This window comes from Acinetobacter sp. SFA (assembly GCF_001647535.1).
In the GTDB taxonomy this organism is placed as follows: Bacteria; Pseudomonadota; Gammaproteobacteria; order Pseudomonadales; family Moraxellaceae; genus Acinetobacter; species Acinetobacter pecorum.
Genome location: NZ_LSZI01000016.1, coordinates 154,297 through 174,205, shown reverse-complemented (window position 1 = coordinate 174,205; position 19,909 = coordinate 154,297). Strand labels below are relative to the sequence as shown.

The 19,909-nt window shown below is 45.4% G+C and carries 21 protein-coding genes; 7 read left to right on the top strand and 14 right to left on the bottom strand.

Annotated features, from left to right (window positions below; translation table 11 throughout):
• Window positions 1-23 precede the first annotated feature (23 nt).
• From AY607_RS07620 to msrA, 3 genes are all read left to right on the top strand, one after another.
• Window positions 24-1,070, top strand: a complete 1,047-nt coding sequence (locus tag AY607_RS07620) for a DUF4105 domain-containing protein (RefSeq protein WP_064102241.1) — start codon at window positions 24-26, stop codon at window positions 1,068-1,070.
• 103 nt (window positions 1,071-1,173) lie between these two features.
• Window positions 1,174-1,635, top strand: a complete 462-nt coding sequence (locus AY607_RS07615; protein WP_064102240.1) for an META domain-containing protein — start codon at window positions 1,174-1,176, stop codon at window positions 1,633-1,635.
• Between the two features lie 103 nt (window positions 1,636-1,738).
• Window positions 1,739-2,263, top strand: a complete 525-nt coding sequence (msrA, locus tag AY607_RS07610) for a peptide-methionine (S)-S-oxide reductase MsrA (protein ID WP_064102239.1) — start codon at window positions 1,739-1,741, stop codon at window positions 2,261-2,263.
• Between the two features lie 64 nt (window positions 2,264-2,327).
• Here msrA and AY607_RS07605 read toward each other — a convergent pair whose 3' ends face one another.
• The 5 genes from AY607_RS07605 to AY607_RS07585 form a co-directional block, all read right to left on the bottom strand.
• Window positions 2,328-2,732, bottom strand: coding sequence for an ExbD/TolR family protein (locus tag AY607_RS07605; protein ID WP_064094842.1), 405 nt, complete (start codon window positions 2,730-2,732; stop codon window positions 2,328-2,330).
• Window positions 2,732-3,355, bottom strand: coding sequence for a MotA/TolQ/ExbB proton channel family protein (locus AY607_RS07600; RefSeq protein WP_064094843.1), 624 nt, complete (start codon window positions 3,353-3,355; stop codon window positions 2,732-2,734). Before AY607_RS07600 ends, AY607_RS07605 begins: the two co-directional genes overlap by 1 nt.
• Before the next feature lie 25 nt (window positions 3,356-3,380).
• The gene (locus tag AY607_RS07595) at window positions 3,381-4,145 is read right to left on the bottom strand and encodes a hypothetical protein (protein WP_064102238.1); all 765 of its coding nucleotides are present in this window, start codon (window positions 4,143-4,145) and stop codon (window positions 3,381-3,383) included.
• Window positions 4,146-4,338: 193 nt separating this feature from the next.
• Entirely contained in the window at window positions 4,339-5,205 is an 867-nt protein-coding gene (purU, locus tag AY607_RS07590) for a formyltetrahydrofolate deformylase (protein ID WP_064094845.1), read from the bottom strand.
• Between the two features lie 48 nt (window positions 5,206-5,253).
• Complete coding sequence (locus tag AY607_RS07585; RefSeq protein WP_064094846.1) at window positions 5,254-5,985, bottom strand: TetR/AcrR family transcriptional regulator; 732 nt, start codon at window positions 5,983-5,985, stop codon at window positions 5,254-5,256.
• A gap of 114 nt (window positions 5,986-6,099) precedes the next feature.
• On the opposite strand from AY607_RS07585, the gene AY607_RS07580 reads away from it, so the two are divergent.
• The 4 genes from AY607_RS07580 (at window position 6,100) to AY607_RS07565 (ending at window position 9,969) form a co-directional block, all read left to right on the top strand.
• Window positions 6,100-7,548 (top strand): coniferyl aldehyde dehydrogenase, encoded by a 1,449-nt coding sequence (locus AY607_RS07580; RefSeq protein WP_064102237.1) that lies wholly within the window; start codon window positions 6,100-6,102, stop codon window positions 7,546-7,548.
• A 165-nt stretch (window positions 7,549-7,713) separates the two neighbouring features.
• Window positions 7,714-7,950, top strand: a complete 237-nt coding sequence (rpmB, locus tag AY607_RS07575; RefSeq protein WP_000048256.1) for a 50S ribosomal protein L28 — start codon at window positions 7,714-7,716, stop codon at window positions 7,948-7,950.
• Window positions 7,951-7,962: 12 nt separating this feature from the next.
• Window positions 7,963-8,118: a 50S ribosomal protein L33 gene (gene rpmG / locus AY607_RS07570; RefSeq protein WP_001205031.1), complete on the top strand. Its 156-nt coding sequence runs from the start codon at window positions 7,963-7,965 to the stop codon at window positions 8,116-8,118.
• 135 nt (window positions 8,119-8,253) lie between these two features.
• Window positions 8,254-9,969, top strand: coding sequence for a cation:proton antiporter (locus AY607_RS07565; protein WP_064102236.1), 1,716 nt, complete (start codon window positions 8,254-8,256; stop codon window positions 9,967-9,969).
• Window positions 9,970-10,137: 168 nt separating this feature from the next.
• Here AY607_RS07565 and AY607_RS07560 read toward each other — a convergent pair whose 3' ends face one another.
• The 9 genes from AY607_RS07560 to topA form a co-directional block, all read right to left on the bottom strand.
• Window positions 10,138-10,416, bottom strand: coding sequence for a hypothetical protein (locus tag AY607_RS07560; protein ID WP_064094849.1), 279 nt, complete (start codon window positions 10,414-10,416; stop codon window positions 10,138-10,140).
• A gap of 105 nt (window positions 10,417-10,521) precedes the next feature.
• Entirely contained in the window at window positions 10,522-11,025 is a 504-nt protein-coding gene (locus tag AY607_RS07555; protein WP_064094850.1) for a DUF6586 family protein, read from the bottom strand.
• Window positions 11,026-11,214: 189 nt separating this feature from the next.
• Window positions 11,215-11,466, bottom strand: a complete 252-nt coding sequence (locus tag AY607_RS07550) for an RNA recognition motif domain-containing protein (protein WP_064094851.1) — start codon at window positions 11,464-11,466, stop codon at window positions 11,215-11,217.
• 83 nt (window positions 11,467-11,549) lie between these two features.
• Complete coding sequence (locus tag AY607_RS07545) at window positions 11,550-13,538, bottom strand: ATP-dependent helicase (protein WP_064102235.1); 1,989 nt, start codon at window positions 13,536-13,538, stop codon at window positions 11,550-11,552.
• A gap of 149 nt (window positions 13,539-13,687) precedes the next feature.
• The gene (locus AY607_RS07540) at window positions 13,688-14,827 is read right to left on the bottom strand and encodes a glycerate kinase (protein ID WP_064094853.1); all 1,140 of its coding nucleotides are present in this window, start codon (window positions 14,825-14,827) and stop codon (window positions 13,688-13,690) included.
• A 71-nt stretch (window positions 14,828-14,898) separates the two neighbouring features.
• Window positions 14,899-15,471 (bottom strand): HdeD family acid-resistance protein, encoded by a 573-nt coding sequence (locus AY607_RS07535; protein WP_064094854.1) that lies wholly within the window; start codon window positions 15,469-15,471, stop codon window positions 14,899-14,901.
• Between the two features lie 131 nt (window positions 15,472-15,602).
• Window positions 15,603-16,361 (bottom strand): hypothetical protein, encoded by a 759-nt coding sequence (locus tag AY607_RS07530; RefSeq protein ID WP_064102234.1) that lies wholly within the window; start codon window positions 16,359-16,361, stop codon window positions 15,603-15,605.
• Window positions 16,362-16,366: 5 nt separating this feature from the next.
• Window positions 16,367-17,173: an NYN domain-containing protein gene (locus AY607_RS07525; protein ID WP_064094856.1), complete on the bottom strand. Its 807-nt coding sequence runs from the start codon at window positions 17,171-17,173 to the stop codon at window positions 16,367-16,369.
• 92 nt (window positions 17,174-17,265) lie between these two features.
• On the bottom strand, window positions 17,266-19,908 hold the full coding sequence (gene topA, locus AY607_RS07520) for a type I DNA topoisomerase (RefSeq protein WP_064102233.1): 2,643 nt from the start codon (window positions 19,906-19,908) through the stop codon (window positions 17,266-17,268).
• Between the last annotated feature and the right edge of the window lies 1 nt (window position 19,909).

The window sequence follows — 19,909 nt, the reverse complement described above, 5'->3', positions numbered from 1 at the left end:
CTATTTTCTATAAAAGATTGAGCATGCAAGGACGCAAAAAACCGGAAAAGCATTGGAGCCTGTGGTTACTCGGCAGTCTGTTTAGTTTATTTGTCCTGTGTTCAAGCTTGTGGTTAAGCCTGATGCTCTGGGTACAACAGCCTTTGGGTAAAATTGGCAGCATAATTCTGATAGGTCTTTGGCTCGCATTTGCACTGGTTGTTCTCGGAATTTATTTTACTCGGCATCTGATTTCCCGCCAGGTGGATACCGTACTCTATCTGCTGGCCTTTCTGTTCAGCTTGTTGGCTTACTTCAGCATGGAGCCACGTCAGGATCGTGACTGGAACCCTGAAGTTTCCAGGCTGCTCTCCTATGAACAGCGAAGCAATCTGGTCACCCTGCACAATATCCGTAATTTCGCCTGGCAACCGGATGGCCGCTATACTGCGCGCTGGGAAAGCCGCAGTTTTGATCTGAACCAGATTACCGGAGTGAATATCATCACGTCTTACTGGATGGGACCAAAAATTGCTCATACTCTGGTCAGCTTCGATTTTGCCAATCAAAAACCACTCACCTTTTCAATTGAAATCCGCAAGGAGAAGAATGAGAATTTTTCAGCGATAGGTGGCTTTTTCCGAAAATATGAACTGAGTCTGGTGGCATCGGACGAAAAGGATATTATATATACTCGCAGCAATGTCCGCGGCGAACAGGTCTATTTCTTTCCAGTAAAGATGCCACAAGCTCAAGCCAAAGCATTATTTGTGGAATATCTCCATCAGGTCGATGAACTGGCCAAACAGCCGAAATGGTACAACACCCTGACCAGTAACTGTACTACGCTGGTCTTTGATATGGTGCAGGCAGTTTCTCAACAACAATTGCCCTCAGATTATCGGTTACTTGCCTCCGGCTATTTACCGAACTATCTTTATGATCTGAAAGTACTGGATCAGTCCTGGGATATGCATACCTGGTATCAGCGGGCACACGTTAATCCACGGGTGAAACAGACCGCCGAGCTGTCCAGTCAGGACTATTCACATCTGATTCGGCAGGGCCTGCCAAAACCAGACATGCGATAACTCTATAGTAATACCCACTTCAATAAAGATACAAAATCAACTGGAACCTTGATCATTTTTTTGTTTAGATACAAATGGCTAATCTATGATCAGGGTATCTCTCATGCTAAAAAAATTAACTGCCATCGCCATTTTAGGTTCGGTTTTAACGGTCATGGGTTGTGAAACTGTCCCATCTACCGCCACCACACAAACCGCGAATCATTTACAACTTTTGCAAAATCGTACCTGGATTGCGACCCAGATTGGCAATACTGAAATCAAGACAGTACCAGCAGCAAGCAATATTCCAAGCCTGCAATTTGATGCCAGCACCCAGCGTGTTTCAGGTTCAGATGGCTGTAACCGGATCATGGGCAGCTATACAGCGGGTAAAGACACCTTGAATTTGAGTCAAATGGCCACTACACGCATGGCCTGTATGAATAATGGTCAGCTAGATCAAAAATTTAATGAAGCTTTAAGCAAAGTGACGCATTATCAAGTATATGGAAAAACATTGAAACTGTTGGATCGACATGGCAACTTGTTAATCCAGCTGGAAAGTGCGGTTCAGCCACGCTAATAAGCCTCCTACAAAAAGCCTGCATTTATAGGCTTTTTTATCTTTCATACTGGTGGGCTAGAATTAAACCATCAGCCTATTTCAATTGAATGAGGAATCAACCATGCAACAAGCACTTTTCGGTGGTGGATGCTTTTGGTGTACCGAGGCGGTATTTTTACAAATCCAGGGAGTTCAGCGGGTTCTGAGTGGCTATGCAGGTGGTCATACAACTAATCCCAATTATGATGACGTCTGCGGGGGTGAAACCGGACATGCTGAAGTGATTCTGATCGATTTCGATGAAAACCAGATCAGTTATACACAGTTACTTGATGTATTTTTTGCAACCCATGATCCAACAACCTTGAACCGTCAGGGCAATGACGTTGGCACCCAATATCGTTCTGTGATTTTTTATTTGAATGATGAGCAACAACAACAGGCACAGCAGGCGATTGATGCCCTGAAAGCCGATGGCATCAATATCGTGACTGAAGTCAGCCCTGCCCCGACTTTTTATCCTGCAGAAGAATATCATCAGAACTTCTTTGCCAAGAATCCCACTCAAGGCTATTGCAATTTTGCCATTCCGCCAAAATTGAACAAATTACGCAGCAAGTTTACAACCTTGTTAAAAACTCATTAAGTTTCATGAAAAATAGGCATAAAAAAAGCGACTGCAATCAGTCGCTTTTTTTACTTACTGAATCTTAGTTATCAGTTGCAAAAGCAATATCGCTGAGTCCGGCTCCACTCGCGCGCGACATGACTTGCGCCACCGTATCATAACGTGATTCTTTATCTGCTTTCAGCACAATCGTCGGCTGACGTTCAGACTGTCCGGCTTCATTGAAGCGGGTTTCAAGCTGCTCTAGCGTCAGTACATCGGCATTCCAGGCAATGTCACCTTCTGCATTGATGCTAATCGTGACATTTTCAGGCGGCAGATCGATAATTTCCGCAGTAGTTTGTGGCAAGGTTAATGGAATTGACGGGTTCGCAACGGTCGCTGTCACCAGAAAGATGATCATCAATACCAACATAATGTCGATGAGTGGAATGAGGTTCATCTCATTCATGCCTACATCGTTGTCTTCACCCAGTTGAAAAGCCATTAAGCTTGACCTCCCACGAAACTTTGTTGCGTAATCTGCGCATCAGATTTTTTTGCAGCAGATTCCTGTTGCAGCATGGTATCAATCAACAGACCATGCGCCTGATCTTGCAGTTCATGTGCCAGGCCACGATTCATACGCACACAGATGTTATATGCCAGTACCGCAGGAATCGCGACGGCCAGACCCAATCCGGTCATAATCAAGGCCTCACCGACTGGGGTTGCTACTTGTGCAAGGCCAGCCTGACCACTTTTACCAACCGCAACCAGCGCATGGAAAATTCCCCATACCGTACCGAACAAACCGACAAAAGGTGAAATTGAAGCAATTGTACCAAGAACCGATACACCTTTTTCGGCATTGGCTTTCTCTGCTGAAATCTGGCGTAACAGCGCCTGTTCTGCCACTGCCTTACGCTGTTCAAAGCCCAAAGGAGCCAGTTTGGTTTTCAGTTTTTCCAATGCCTGAGATAACTGAGCATAGGCAATCTGTTTCAATTGGCGAGTGCCCATCAAACGAAGCACAAAAATGGTCCATGTCGCAATCGACATTGCCAATAACACGAAATACAGCGTTTTACTGACTGCATCAGCGTGTTGCCAATAAACTGAAAAGTTCATATTCGAACTCCTAATGGGTTAGCCGTTATTTAACCTGAAAATCGAAAGGCTGTTCCACACGGGTTGGATAAGCCACACCATTTTCAACATATTTGGTGAGTTGTGCACGACGTACCGCTGCTTCTACTTTGCGCGTTACTGCCGGGCTACAATCTGAGTTTCGTGCAGTCGCGGAGACCACTTTGCCCTGTTCATTTGCTGCCACGTCCACTACCAGCGAACAGGCTGATTTTAATTCACTCGAAGATAATGAAACTTTCGGTGAACGCTGCCAAGAAACACCTCCGCCAATCGATACACTTTTCGGTGATGGAGGTGCAGCAGGTGCAGGGGGCGCCACAGGTGCAGGTGGTGCAACTGGAGCGGGTGCCGGTTTTACTTTAGTTTCAGTGACCACGGTTGGCACTACCGGAGCCGGTTTTGCTTCAACTGGCGGTGCTGTAACTACTTTAGGCGCTTCCACCTTTTTCACCTGTTCAATTTTTTCTACTTTTTTGGGTGGCGGTGGCAGCGGTTTTTCTACAATTTTGACTTCTTTTTTAGGCTTAGGTGGCTCTTTTTGTGGCTCGGCCTTTGGCTTTGGCGGTAAAGGTTTCGGTGCTTCCTGAAGTTTGACAAAGCGCACTTTTAAGGGCTGCTTATCAATGGGTGTCAGTTCAGGCGCTTGCATCTGGCTGATCGCATATAACACACCCACATGCCCAACAAGTACAGCCGCAACGATAGAGATGACTTTCTTTTTCATCTGATTCGGCGGTGTAGGCATTTGGGGCGCAGCAACTTGACTCATTAAATCTATTACCTTGAGGAGATGATGTGAAACAAACTATCAAGCTCATCGGTTAGCACAATTAAAGTATGGCAATAATAAATGAGAAGTGTTTTCATTTGCAACTGCTAATCTTAGCTTTGACTGTTTTTTTTTGCATCAAAACAAAAAAAGGCACACTAAAAGTATGCCTTTTTAAAATCCAATGCAAGTCTTATTGGAACACGACAGTCTTGTTACCATCGACAATAATACGGTCTTCCAGATGCCATCTGACCGCACGGGCCAATACATTACGCTCTACATCCTGACCCAGTTCACGTAACTGTTCAACAGTAAAGTCATGGTTCACGCGCTCCACATCCTGCTCGATGATTGGCCCCTGATCCAGATCAGCTGTCACATAGTGGGCAGTTGCACCAATCAGTTTGACACCCTTGTCATAAGCCTGCTTGTACGGATTGGCACCCACGAAAGCTGGCAGGAATGAATGGTGGATATTGATCACTTTCATTTCCCACTTGCTGACAAACTCTTCATCCAGAATCTGCATATAACGCGCCAGTACCAACAGGTCATTGCCCTGCATCAACTGGTCAATTTCTTCATAAGCCTCACGCTTGTTGTCTTTGGTTACTGGCACCACTTCAAATGGAATACCAAAGTTTTCAACTGCTTCGCGTAAGGTCTCGTGATTCGATACCACTTTGGTAATTTCACAAGGTAAACCACCACGTGCATGACGCCATAACAGTTCCAGCAAGGCATGATCAACCTTGGACACCAGAATACCGACTTTCTTCACATCACTGACCAGAGCCAGACGCCATTGCATGCTATAGCGTTCCGCTACATTCGCTGCAAAAGTCTGGATAATGCTTTCTTTGCGACTTTGAAGATTATCTAATTCAAATTCAACGCGCATGAAATAACGTCCGCCCTGCGCTGCTGTCGCATATTGGTCAAGCGCAGTAATGTTAGCACCTTGATGATACAAGAAGCTTGAAACAGCCTGCACGATGCCCGGCTTGTCTTCACAAGTAATCAATAAACGTGCGGTGTTAGCAGTCGTCATATTCATGTTGGTTTAAGTCACTAATCAGTTAAATTAAAAAATAAGCCGAGTATTCTAGCGCGTTTCTTGGATATTCTGAATAGTTTGTTCAGATTCAGCGTCTTTAGCAGCCGACAGGCTGGCAAAAAGTTCGGAAGAGCCCAGACTATTCAATAAACCTTCATAGGTTTGACGACTTTCGCCACGCAAATAGGCCCCTTCCAGGAATACCATCTGGCGCAGTGCCTGCCAGACCCATTTTTCTTCCAGCGTATTGGAATCGGTCAGATGGCCTGACATATACAGGAAGTTGGTCCAGTTGGTCAGTACAATCCACAGGTTGATGATCAGGGCTTCAATTTCTGAATCGGTCATTTCCATCAGGCCTGCATTGACAAAGCCTTTATAGATTTTCTGGCCCTGCTGCATCACCTGTCCGGCAAAGCGGGGATACAACTTGCGAAAATCTTCGTTATTTTCTACTAGATGATACACATCCCGATGCAGGAAACGATAAGCCCATAGCTGACTACTCAGTACCTGAAAGTAATGCACCTTGTCATTGGCGTCCAGCGCACGGTCATCTGGCAAGGCCAGCATCTCCAGCGTTTGCTGCTGGTACTGTTCCATCAATTCTTTAATAATTTCATTTTTATTGCGGAAATGATAATACAGGTTACCTGGGCTCATTCCGAGTTCAGCCGCAATGTGATTGGTGGTGACGGACCGTTCGCCACGCTCATTAAACAGCTGCAAACTAAGCTGCAAGATACGCTCTTTAGTTTTTAAGGTTTTGGTTTGGGACATCCTAAAATAACCATTCAGTTCGTGCATTAGCAGGCTAACACACAAAGTCACTTGACTAATTAGAGTATTTGCTCTAAAAATTAATTAATCGATTTTTGAATATGGTAGTGCGGCATGAACAGTCACACAAAAACAACATCAATGACACCACATTTCTTTGATAGCCAGTACCTCAATGAAGTCTTGGCACAACAAAAACACGCTTACTTACACTACCCTCTGCCAACTGCAAAGGAACGTATCGATCGTTTAGCTCGGCTTAAGCGTATCTTAGTTAAGTATCAAGATCAATTTGCTGAAGCAATTAATCAGGACTATGGTAACCGTTCGATCGGGGAAACCAAAATTGGTGAACTGCTCACCTGTCTGGAACATGTCAAATATTACAGTAAAAACCTGACCCGCTGGATGAAACCCTCCAAACGTCATGTCGGCATTATTCACCAGCCAGCCAAAGCATGGGTACAATATCAGCCTTTGGGCGTAGTCGGGATTATTGCACCATGGAACTATCCGCTGCTGCTGTCTATCGGTCCGCTGATCTGCGCTCTGGCTGCAGGCAACCATGCCATGATCAAGATTTCCAGTTCATCGGCTGCCTTTGGTGCAGTGCTGGAAAAAGCCCTGGCCGAAGCCTTCCCGAAAGAATTGGTCGCGGTGGTGAATGGTGGCGGTGTCATCTCGGATGCATTCTGCCGTTTGCCGTTCGATAAGTTAATTTTCACCGGTTCGACAGCAGTCGGTAAAACCGTGATGGCGGCGGCTGCCGAAAATCTGGTGCCAGTGATTCTGGAACTCGGTGGTAAATCACCGGTACTGGTGCATCCATCCATTGATCTGCGTGATGTGGCTCAGCGTGTCGCCGTTGGCAAGCTCTGGAATGCTGGCCAGACCTGTGTGGCACCCGACTATATGTTCCTGCCACGTGGCAAGACGGCTGAATTTATTGATCATTTTAAGGCTTGCGTAGAAAGCATGTATCCGGATATCACCCATAACCAAGATTACACTTCGATTATCAATGACAAACAATATAACCGTCTGCAAGGTTATGTGGATGATGCACGCGAGCAGGGTGCGCAAGTCATTGAAATTAATCCGCGCAGTGAAAATTCGGCTGATCTGCGCAAGATTGCACCGACCATCGTGACCAATGTCACTCCAATGATGCAGATCATGCAGCATGAAATCTTTGGCCCACTGCTTCCAATCATGGAATATGATCAAATTGATGATGTCATCGACTTTATTAATAGCCGTCCGCGTCCACTTGCTTTATACTACTTCGACTTTGATCAGGCGCGTGCTGATTATGTCGCACAGCGTACCCATTCAGGGCATTTTGGGCAAAATACGGTACTGACCCATGTTGCACAGGACGACTTACCATTTGGGGGTGTCGGTGCATCAGGTATGGGTAAATACCACGGCCCAGAGGGCTTCTTCAGTTTGTCGCATGAACGCTCAGTAATGTCGAATCCAAAGCTGTATAGCTTGAAATACATTCTGCCGCCGTTCAATAAACCGATTCACAAGCTGATTTCGAAGACCCTTCTCCGCTAAATGATCAAGGCATGAGCTATCGACATAGTTCGTGCCGCGTTTTGACGGAAATCGCTTGTCTTTTAAGCGCATTTTTGATATAAAACGCCCCTTGAATGATTTCAATCCGTTTATTTTTGACTGGCCATACAGATTTGCTGTTGGCTAAATCAATGGAGTTACACCATGTCTAAGGTTTGCCAAGTTACCGGCAAGCGTCCAGTCGTTGGTAACAACGTCTCACACGCCAACAACAAAACTAAGCGCCGGTTCGAGCCGAACCTGCACCACCACCGTTTCTGGTTAGAAAGCGAAAAACGTTTTGTACGTCTTCGTTTAACCACTAAAGGTATGCGTATTATCGACAAATTGGGCATTGAAAAGGTTGTTGCTGACCTGCGTGCTCAAGGTCAAAAGATCTAAGGAGTCTGAACCATGCGTGATAAAATTCGCTTAGTTTCTTCAGCTGGTACAGGTTATTTCTATACCACGACTAAGAACAAACGTACTATGCCGGAAAAAATGGAAATCAAAAAATTTGATCCAAAAATCCGTCAACACGTAATCTTCAAAGAAGCTAAAATCAAATAATTTTAGTTTCTTTAAAAAAGCGGCCTTTTCAGGTCGTTTTTTTTTGCACTTTTTTTATCCGGCTTGATAAACTTTCTGAATGTTTTGGCATTTTTTGTGCTTATTTCCCAATAAACCTAACTAAAGGAGTATTTAGTGCCACATGATGTAGAGCTCATTATATTACTCGCTGTTGGTTTTGGCTTAGCTTTAGTCTTTGGCTATCTCGCAGCACGGCTGCGTCTTCCCCCTTTGATCGGCTATTTGATTGCCGGTGTGCTGATTAGTCCTCATACGCCGGGTGTGGTCGGTGATATTCATCTGGCCAACCAGTTGGCAGAACTAGGCGTCATGTTCCTGATGTTTGGTGTCGGGATGCATTTCTCTCTGAACGATCTGATGCAGGTACGCCGGATTGCCCTGCCTGGTGCGATTTTACAGATTGCAGTTGCCACCTTGCTCGGGGTCGGAGTTTCGATGCTGTGGGGGTGGAGCTTTGGTTCAGCGCTGGTCTTCGGCCTAAGCCTGTCCTGTGCCAGTACCGTGGTTCTACTCAAAGCGCTCGGAGATCGCGGCCTGCTGGATTCGATCAATGGCCGAATTGCAGTTGGCTGGTTACTGGTCGAAGATCTGGTGATGGTATTGGCGCTGGTCTTGTTACCTGCGACTGCAGTGCTACTCGGTGGTCAGGCCCTAGAAGGTGCAAGCGATGAAAATATCTGGCTCACCTTAGGCATTACCCTACTTAAAGTCGCAGGCTTTATTGCCTTCATGCTGATTATTGGTAAGCGCTTGATTCCAATGATCATACAGGTAGTGGCACGTCTTGGTTCACGTGAGCTGTTCACCTTAACCGTGGTGGCTGCTGCTGTTTCTATCGCCTTCGGCGCTTACAAGATTTTTGGCGTTTCTATGGCTCTGGGTGCGTTTTTTGCCGGTATGGTGGTAAAAGAGTCTGATTTCAGTCATCGCGCCGAAGAGGAAACTTTGCCACTGCGTGAAATTTTCTCGATTTTATTCTTTGTCTCTGTCGGCATGCTGTTTGATCCGCGTATCCTGCTGGAACAGCCCTTACATGTACTGGCAGTAGTGGGCATTATCATGATTGGTAAGACCATTGCAGCCATGGCACTGGTACTGTTCTTTCGTTATCCGATCAATACAGCCTTGACCGTCGGCGCTTCGCTGGCACAGATTGGTGAGTTCTCCTTTATTCTGGCTGCACTCGGTGTATCCCTTAACCTGCTATCGTTAGAGGGACAAAACCTGATTCTGGCAGGTGCCTTGATTTCAATCACCCTCAACTCTTTCGTTTTCTCTGCGATTGAACCCGTACAAAAATGGATCCGGGAGCGCTCAAATTTGGCTCGCTTACTGGAACGCAGTGGTGACCCGCTGGCGATGTTACCCGATGAAGTTTCACAAGATTATTTGCGCGATCAGGTGGTGATTATTGGCCATGGTGAGGTTGGGCGGCGTATTACCCGGTCATTGATGGAAGAGAACATCAAGGTGGTGATTGCCGAAGAAAACCGTGACATCGTAGAAAATCTGCGTAAAAAAGGTATTGCTGCGGTTTCCGGTATTGCCACTGAAGCTGGCGTTCTCATTCAGGCGCATATTCAGCACGCGCGCTTACTGGTCATTTCCCCTATGGATATTATCGATATCCATAAAATTGTCGACATTGCCAAGACTTTGAATCCCCAAATTCAGGTACTGGTCTGTGCAGAAAGTAAGGAAGAAGCTGAAGCAATCCGTCGGGATAATATTGGTGAGGTATATTATGCCAAAGAGGAAATGGCAAAAAATATGAGTAATCATATTTTAAACCAGATTGAAATCGCGCATCAGCATACGCCTTCTCATTAAAATTTTTCTTTGAATTCCTCCCTATAAAAAAGTTGCCAGATCCGGCAACTTTTTTATAGGAAAGCAGGCACTGAAGCTCTTTCTTGTACTTATAAATCCGCATCACTGCATTTCTGATAAAACCAAAAAAGCACACTGATCGTGTGCTTTTTAAATGGGTTTTAACGATTAACTCATATACTTTGGCTCTTCATCCACAACCTCAGCCTGCCATTCATTGACCTGCTGTTCCAGCAAGCCATATAAGGCCGCCTGAATCATCTGCTGCGCAACAAAAGGAGTCTGCTCTCCAAGTAGAGCTTTTACCTCGTCATTAAACTGAATCATCACCAAAGGCTGTTTATGTGAACCTGCATTGCGTAAAGCCAATGCGCCACCTTCAAGTTGAACGAGTTCTAAAATCGCGTCTTGATTACCAAATAAGTCTTTCAACTGTTCTATAGACATATATCCTCCACGTTCAACATGGCGGCAAAGAGCTGAATGCACTTTGCATCATTAGAGTAATTGATATAGGGTTAAAAATTGTAATTTCAAGTACAGCCGATCTGATTAAAATTCAATCATCTCATTACGAAACCCATCAATTAATTGGGTCAGGTCACGATGCCACTCTCTTAATATAGCAGTATCAGGTAACCATGCTTGTGGAGACTGTGTGACTTTAATGATGAGATTTGAAGAAGTTTCGTCTTCAGGTTCTGGGGTACTTGGTTCTGGCGCATACTGGCATAAACGATAGGCGCGTTTCAGTTCAGCAATGAAACCGCTTTTAGATAAATGCTGTAGCACAGTGACTTCTGGCGAAATCTGGCCTTTGGCCGCCATCAGTTCTTCAATTGATTTGAGGGTTGGATTAGGATCATTCAGGCGATAGTAACGTACCAGTTCCTGTAAAAATGCTAACAAGGCACCATGCAAATGAAAAACAGTTGCCTCACGCTGTGCTTGAGCCTGTTGTACATGTTCGGTTTGCTCTGCCTGCTGGCAGGAAAGACGGGCAAAATACAGTTTTTGATTGGTACGGTCCGCATGATAGCGAGCAACACGGGTCATCGAGATTTCCTAAGGGTTAAAACAAATTTTGGCTTTTATAAAGTAAAAGGTTCGCCTGCATTTCGCAATCAAAAGATGTTTAAACTGAATTCATCCAGATCCGACTTCAAAGCATTAAGCCCACTGAGCAAATTGAAATATCCTAAATTACAGCCATAAAAAAGGAGCATCATCTGCTCCTTTTTCTATTTACGCCTGTGGCTTTTCTTCAGCCTGTTTGACACGAATACCTGTGCCATGTAAGCGTAAGGTATTCAAGCCTTTGATCGCTTTAACTGCTTCACGACCATGTGGCATTTCTACAAAGGCGAAGCCTTTAGATTTACCAGTTTCAGCATCCAGCACCAAAGTACAGTTTTCTACTGTGCCGTATTCCTGGAACAGTTTCAGCAATTCGGCTTCTGTGACTGTACGTTCTAAATTACGAACTAAAATTTTCATCTGATAACCTTAAGAAGATAGGCAAAAAATATCAAAAAGCACGCGCCTACTCTACTTTTTGCATGAAACAACTTTGCTATAGTTTAATCGAGATCAATGCCAAAATCTAAATTAATCGACTTGCGTTCAATCAAGGCACTTTTGACGGTTTGCTGCCGGGTTTTGTAATGAGTTTCCGTGGTGCATAACTGCCGGGTAAGATCATTCAGGAAATAGCTCTCGACTTTACGCCCCTGCTCATCGACCGTTTCCCGCGCCCAATGATTCAGGTTCTGTTTGGTCAGAATCAATTCATTTTTTGCCCGGGTCAATGCTACATACAGCACACGACGCTCTTCTTCGACATCATCAAAATCACCTTGGGCACGTGCATGCGGATAATTCCCCGGCGTGACATTGGCTACATAACATACATTTTGCTCGGTGCCTTTGGCTGAGTGAATGGTAATCAGCGTCACCACATCATGATCGGACTGACGTTCAATTTCCGAGATTGACACCGGATCCAGTACATATTCCTCTAAAAATTCACTCAGCTGCGAATGCTTGGACGCCAGCTGTTTGACCAGTTCAAAATCACTCTGGCGACGTGACCAGTCCTTTTTATAGTTTTCCGCCAACTGAGATTCAATCGCCTGAATCGCAAGACTGACACAGGCTTGCACTTCGCCTTGGAGCACATTCATCTGCTGCATAATCAGAATGGTTTCTAGCGGTATCTTGCCAAACTGTTCTAATTTCTTTGCAATCTGATCCATTTCAGGTTCAGCCAATAGCTGCTGTGACAGCTTGCTGGCACCCACATCACCTACACCATTCCACAGGGTTAAGAAACGCATCCAGGCAATATCATCCAATGGATTGGCGACCACCCGCAGCATGCTGAGCAAATCTTTGACATGCGCCGTTTCCAGCAGCTTCATGCCACCAATAAAGCGATACGGTACATTGGCTGCAATACAGGCTGCTTCAATATGCCGTGCGGCAAAGCTGGAACGAACCAGCACCATATGCTCGCCCCATTTGCTGCCTTGCAGATAATGGCGTTCTTTAATATCAATCGCAATCCATTTGGCTTCATCAAACTCATTCGGGAAGATATGCATACGCGGCTTAATGCCTTCTCCGCGATACGCTTCCAGACGTTTATCATATTTGATTTCAGACTGATCGAGCAGCCAGTTGGACAGATCCAGAATTTCCTGCGTCGAGCGGTAGTTTTTTTCTAATTTAAAAATTTGCGCATCTGGCACACGTTCTTTGAAATGGTGAATATTTTCAAAGTCTGCACCACGAAAGCCATAAATCGACTGGGCATCATCACCGACACAGAACAGGCTGATCCGGTCTTTGAGTGGCTCCAGCAAAGCCCATTGCAATGGATTGGTATCCTGCATTTCATCCACCAGCATATGTCGGCATATAGAAGCGACATAGTCGATCAGACCTTCGGACTGTGCCAGCGCCGTGGCAACTATCGCCAGAATATCGTCATAATCCAGAAAACTTCGCGCCTGCTTACGTGCTTCATATTCTTTCATGATTTCGGCAATCTGGTCCTTTAAGGCCAGATATTCCGGCATCTGTTTTTCCAGCGCCAGACTGAGTTTTTGCCGGGTGTTCCGTGCAAAGGAATACAAATCACATAATTCCTGAGGCTTAGGCAAATGATTGGGGTTCTTCTTGTCATCACGACCGCGAATCAGGCGGAACATCATCAGCTGATCATCACGATCAATAATCGAAAACTGTTCCAGACCAAAAGCTTTCGGAATACGGCGCAGCAGATACATACAGAAGGTATGAAAGGTCGAGGCCCGCAGTCCCTTGGCTTCTTCACCAAGTGCCAGTTCGACACGCGCCACAATTTCACTGGCAGCCCGGCGGGTAAAGGTCAGAATCTGAATCTGGTTGGCAGGCACGCCCTGTTCAATCAAGTAAGCTGCGCGTGCCACGATGGTCTTGGTTTTGCCACAACCTGCCCCGGCCAGCACCAAACTGTGTTTTGCTTCTGTGGTCGCTGCTTGCTTTTGTTGGGGGTTTAATTCATCAATCAGGGTGGCTAAACTCATTTTCACTCATCATTTTGTGGATGTATATAGTTTAACAGATCGCTTCCAGAATTATGGCTTTTCAGTTGTCCTGACACTGTCTCCAATTTTATTTCTTGATTTATTACCTGATAATGAAGCGTGCTGGATTGCAGGAGAGAGAAATACTTTCACTCTGTCAAAAGATTTTTGACTATCTCAGCGACAGCTTTCTCCAAGTTCATTTCTGCATTTTTTAAGGCTTCCTCTAAAGGACAATCTGGTGGATTAATACCAATAATCTGGCTAAATCCTGATTCAAACAGATCCTCAATTCCTTCACCGACTAGACCAGCAAAAGCGATTACCGGTTTATTAAACTGCCTGGCGAGCTGTGCCACCCCAAAAGGGGTTTTGCCCAAAGATGTTTGACTATCAATTTTACCTTCACCGGTCAGGACATAATCTGCCTGAGCTATTTTCTCGCTCAGTTTAACCTGTTCAATCATCAGTTCCACCCCGGACCGAATAGAGGCAGCGGTAAATGCCATTAAACCAAAACCCAGTCCACCGGCTGCACCCGCGCCTGCAACATGACGATGATCACGGCCAATCTGCCCAGCGACTACATCGGCAAAATGACCGAGGTTTTGATCCAGCTGCTTGACCATTTCAGGCATTGCCCCTTTTTGCGGTCCAAAGATTATTGATGCGCCATGTGGTCCACGCAGTGGATTATTGACATCTGATGCAATGATTATTTCAGTATCTGCTAAACGTGGATCCAGTCCAGATAAATCCATTGATTTGACCAGATATAAGTTTCCACCACAGACCCGAATTGGCTCACCTACATAATTTAAAAACCGCACGCCCAGTGCCTGTGCCATGCCGGCACCACCATCATTAGTAATACTGCCACCCAGTCCAATGATGATTTTTTTCACTCCCAGATCCAATGCCTGTTTAATCATCTCTCCTGTGCCATAGGTTGACGTGAGCATCGGATTACGCTGTGAAGGCGGTAATAAATGAATGCCATTGGCCTTGGCCATTTCAATCACGGCGGTTTGACCTGCATCCATTAAACCCCAATAGGTATGGATACGTTGTTCAGGCAGTGGCCCGGTCACTTCGCATGGGATTTGCTGACCCCTTAGGCTTGAAATTAGCGCATCGACAGTTCCTTCACCACCATCAGCCATCGGTACCTGTATGATACAGGCATCCGGAATGACTTTCTGGATACCCCGCTGCATGGCCTGACAGGCCTGTTCAGCACTCATACTTTCTTTAAAGGCATCTGGTGCAAGAACAAAGATTTTTGACATAGAAACGATCACTCTTTTTGGTATCTCTACAGTATCAAAAAGAGTGTATATAATGCTCTTAAAACAAAGGATTAAACCTTAGATGAACTTTTCGGAACCTCACGGCGAATATAGGAAGCAAGCATCAGGTAGTTAATACCCTGAAATAAAATATCAACGGCTAGAAATAAGCCCAACACCCAGAACGGAGCATCTGGTGTTCGCAAGATCATGATTCCAGCCAGGAGAGTCAGTATGCCGGAAAACAGGATCCAGCCCCATCCCGCCGTTGGCCGGAATACAAAGGCATTTATCAAGCGGATGACTCCTGCAATAATCAGGATAATGGCCAGAACATTGGTTAGAACGATCGCGGTTTGCACGGGCGTGGTAAAAGCAAAGTATCCGGCAATTAAATACAGCAAGCCAAATAAGGCCCAGAACCAGCGCATACCGCCCTCAAAAATCTTGAAGGATGCGATAATATGTAAGACCCCACCGACCATCATCAGTACGCCGAAAATGAATACTGCAGATAAGGTTGCCACAGGTAAGGTCGCCATTAAAATCAAACCAAAAATAACCAGCAAGATACCAAAGGCCAGATACCATTTCCGGTTTCGATGTAAGGAATCGAATACAAGGTCATTACCTACTGTTTTCATTTTTATTCTTCTTGATGCTGTTCGTTTAATTTATCTTAAGCGATTCAATTGACCATACTGTATAAAAAATGCAGCTTTCATGTCATGACTTCAAGCTGACAACAGCTATGAGGTCAGTGACAAGGATGCTGTTATTCTTTCCACCCAAGTTCAATGGCTGTAATCGCATTAATTAGTGTCTGTTCCAGGCTATCTGGCATTTTGCTGGTCATTTGAGAAGTGGGAATATGACCTGCCATCAGCTCTGCTTTGGCTTGCGGAAACAAAGGTTGCTGATCTGGAAATGCATAACCCACCGGATAAAGCGGCTGTCCTGTCGCTAAATCATATTTGTCCGAGGCCCCAAAAGCATGCAGCAACTCATGTACCAAGACAATTTTATTCTGTTCAGCCTGTTTTTTGGAGGCAAATAAATTGACTGATCCAATCCGGCCTTTTTGCAAGGCAGTTGAATGCTTTAATTGTTTGGTTTGTGCAGGATCATAATAATTTAAATATAAAGTCACACTAGGTGAACCGTCAGCACTTTGATGCTGTTTCCAGGCATAAAAACGGAATTTCAAACTCCATAAAACGGTATCGATGAGTGAGGCCTGCTCAGGGACTTTCGGTGGTAAAGCTTTAAGTTCACGGCCTAAATTAAAATAAAAATAAGTTGGCTGATCACGATATTGCTGCGCGGCTTTTTCCAGATATTCCCTGGCTCCATTCAAGTCCTGACCCGACAGTTGCTGGATATATTGCTGTGTGGTCGGCAATCCATCGGCATTAATCGGATGTAGCAACACCATAACCGGTTTGGACCAGTTCTGATTTTGGTCCCGATAGGCATTGACTGCAACAATCAACAAGATGATTAATAAAATCAGAATCCGAATCTTTTTCCACATGGCAGTTACACGCTCTGTTTTTTTATTTTTCTTAAATACATCTGGCTCATTTCAATCTTGGTTTCAAAAAGATTTAGAGTTTTAATTAAACCTGACAATTTGGCTCTACCATAGTTACGAGAATCAAAATCAGGTTTTACTGCACTGATATACTGCCCGACCATACTTAAATTCGCCCAACCATTTTCATCCGCATTATCTTTTACAGCTTTATAAATCAGATTCAGCGTAGCCCGATCCATCCCTTCAGGAAGATTTGAATTTTCCTTAGGTGGAGTCACCATCTTATGGTCTAAAGATTTGTCAGAGCTTACTCCTTTCTTCGGGGAAGTATTAGCGAGTTCATCCTCTTCCTGCTGCTTGATATCAATGTCTGCAATCAAGTTTTCCACATAAATAAACTTATCACATGCTTTTTTAAAAGCTTCTGGAGTCGTTTTCTTTCCAAAACCATACACACTCAAGCCATTTTCACGGATTCTTGAGGCTAAGGGGGTAAAATCACTATCACTGGAGACGATACAGAAACCATCCAAAGCACCTGCATATAACAAGTCCATGGCATCAATAATCAGGATCATATCCGTGGCATCTTTACCCTTGGTATAGGCGAATTGTTGTACCGGAGTAATAGCAAGTGGAAGTAGCACATCTCGCCATTTCTTTAAAGTTTCGCTGCTCCAGTCCCCATACACACGTTTGACACTGGCAATGCCATATTTCGCAACTTCTTCCAAGACTGATGAAATCGCATTAATAGAAGAATTATCGGCATCAATTAATACAGCAAACTTTTTGGTCTGAATATCCACATTTACCCCAAAATATTATTTTTAATTTTTTCTATAAATGATTCTGACATAAAAAATGCCGACTTTCGTCAGCATTTTTTCAATCTTGAAGTTTAGGCTTCCACCCATTTTCCGTCCTGATAAACCAGAGACCATTTGGTCTGCTTGCCTTCAGCATTTTCTGAACCAATATATTGTGACTGGTTCTTACGGCTAAATTTCACCAGCGTTGCATTCCCTTCAGGATCAACATCCGGTGCCTGCAAGATAAACTGGTATTTCGGGTCGAGCTGGTCGGCCACGGTACGCAATTCTGCCACTTTCGGTGCCCGGGTTTCACGGACTTTCGGAAACTTGCTTGCTGCCAGGAACAAACCGGCTGCACCGTCACGCAGCACAAAGAAATCGTCATGCTTGGTGGAACGCAGATGTTCCATCTTGATCGGATCAACGCGTGGTGGCGCAGGCTGACCATTTTTCAGAACTTTACGGGTATTCTCACAGCTGGTGCAGGCAAAGTATGGACCAAAACGACCCGTCTTCAGCTGCATTTCACCATCACATTTATCACATGGAATGCTCGGACCATCATAGCCCTTGATCTTGAACTCGCCTTCTTCCAGCTCATAACCATCACAATCCGGGTTGTTTCCGCAGATATGCAGTTTACGACCGCCATCAATCACATAGCTGTCCATTGCAGTGCCACAGACTGGACAACGTTTTTTTGACATCAGGTCTGCAGTTTCTGCCGCATCATCATCTGACAAAGCTGCCAGAGATTCAACCGGAGTCAGGTTTAGCGTGCCTTTACAACGTTCTTTGGGTGGCAGGTTATAACCCGAACAACCCAGGAATACACCCGTTGTTCCGGTACGGATCTGCATCGGACGGTCACATTCCTTACAATGTACCGCATCGACTTCCACAGGCTGATTGCGGCGCATGCCGTTTTCACCCTGTGCCGTAGTCAAACGCTGCTTGAAGTCGCCGTAGAAGCTGTCTAACAGCTCTTTCCAGTTACGTTCACCATCTGCGACTTTATCGAGCTGACCTTCAAGGTCTGCGGTAAAGTCATAGTTCATCAGGTTGTTAAAGCTTTCATCCAGACGATCCGTCACGATCTCGCCCATCTTCTCGGCATAGAGACGACGATTGTCCAGTTTCACATAACCGCGATCCTGAATGGTCGAGATAATCGCAGCATAGGTCGATGGACGGCCAATGCCTTTCTTCTCGAGTTCTTTCACCAGTGAGGCTTCGGTAAAACGTGCCGGTGGCTTGGTAAAATGCTGAGAAGGATCGAGCTTTTCAAGCTTTAATACTTCACCCACTTTCACAGCAGGCAACAGCACATCATCATCCGACTTGTTCTGACCACGTACTTTAGTGAAACCGTCAAACACCAAGGTACGACCTTTGGCTTTGAGTTCTACCCCATTAGCATCCACTAAAATCGTTGATGATAAATATTCTGCAGGTGTCATCTGGCAGGCCACAAACTGACGCCAGATCAGGTCATACAGACGCTGCGCATCACGTTCTACACCGGCAAGACTATCGCCTTTGAGTGCGACATTCGATGGACGAATGGCTTCATGCGCTTCTTGCGCACCGGCTTTATTGCCATAACGGTTCGGCTTGGCAGGTAAATATTTTTCACCAAACTCGGCTTCGATATGACCACGTACCATATTGACTGCATCATCACTCAAGAAGGTGGAGTCGGTACGCATATAGGTAATAAAACCGGCTTCATACAAACGCTGCGCCAGCATCATGGTTTTCTTCACCGAGAAGCCCAAGCGAGTGCTGGCGGCCTGTTGCAAGGTTGAAGTGATATACGGTGCGCTTGGATTGACCTTGGTCGGTTTATCTTCACGACTGATGACTTTGTATTCGGCATCTTTGATCAGGTTTAAAAGCGCATCAGTTTCATCTTTGTTGCGCAGTTTGAGCGTCTTGCCATTTTGCTTGACTGCTTCAAGACGAATCTCATCTTTTTTCGTCTTGGTATCAGCAAATACCTGCCAGTATTCTTCAGGAATAAAGGCACGAATTTCACGTTCACGCTCTACCACCAGTTTCACAGCAACCGACTGTACCCGGCCTGCCGATAAGCCGCGGGCAATTTTTTCCCACAGCAATGGCGAAATCATAAAGCCCACCACGCGGTCGAGGAAGCGGCGTGCCTGCTGCGCATTGACTTTGTTGGTATCCAGACGTGCAGGATGCTTGAAGGCATCCTGAATGGCATTTTTGGTGATTTCGTTAAACACTACACGCTGATAACGCGAATCATCACCACCGATGACTTCTTTTAAATGCCAGGCAATCGCTTCCCCTTCCCTGTCCATATCCGTTGCCAGATAGACTTCATCGACTTGCGATGCCAGTTTCTTCAGTTCGGCAACCACATGTTCTTTGCCAGGGAGGACTTCGTATTTGGCTTTCCAGTCATGTTCCGGATCAACCCCCATGCGGTTAATCAGGGCCAGTTGTGATTTTTCAGCTTTTTCTGCATCTGTCAGTTTGGTACGTGTCGCCGGCTTTTTCTCTGTCGATTTTACAGAACCGCCTGTCGGCAAGTCACGTACATGACCCACCGATGATTTTACGATGTAGTTCGGACCAAGGTACTTATTGATTGTTTTCGCTTTTGCAGGCGACTCCACAATCACTAGGGCACGCTTACTTCCAGCGTCGGGAGACTTCGCTGTGCTGCTTTTTGATGTGGACCGAGGAGCGTTCGCCATA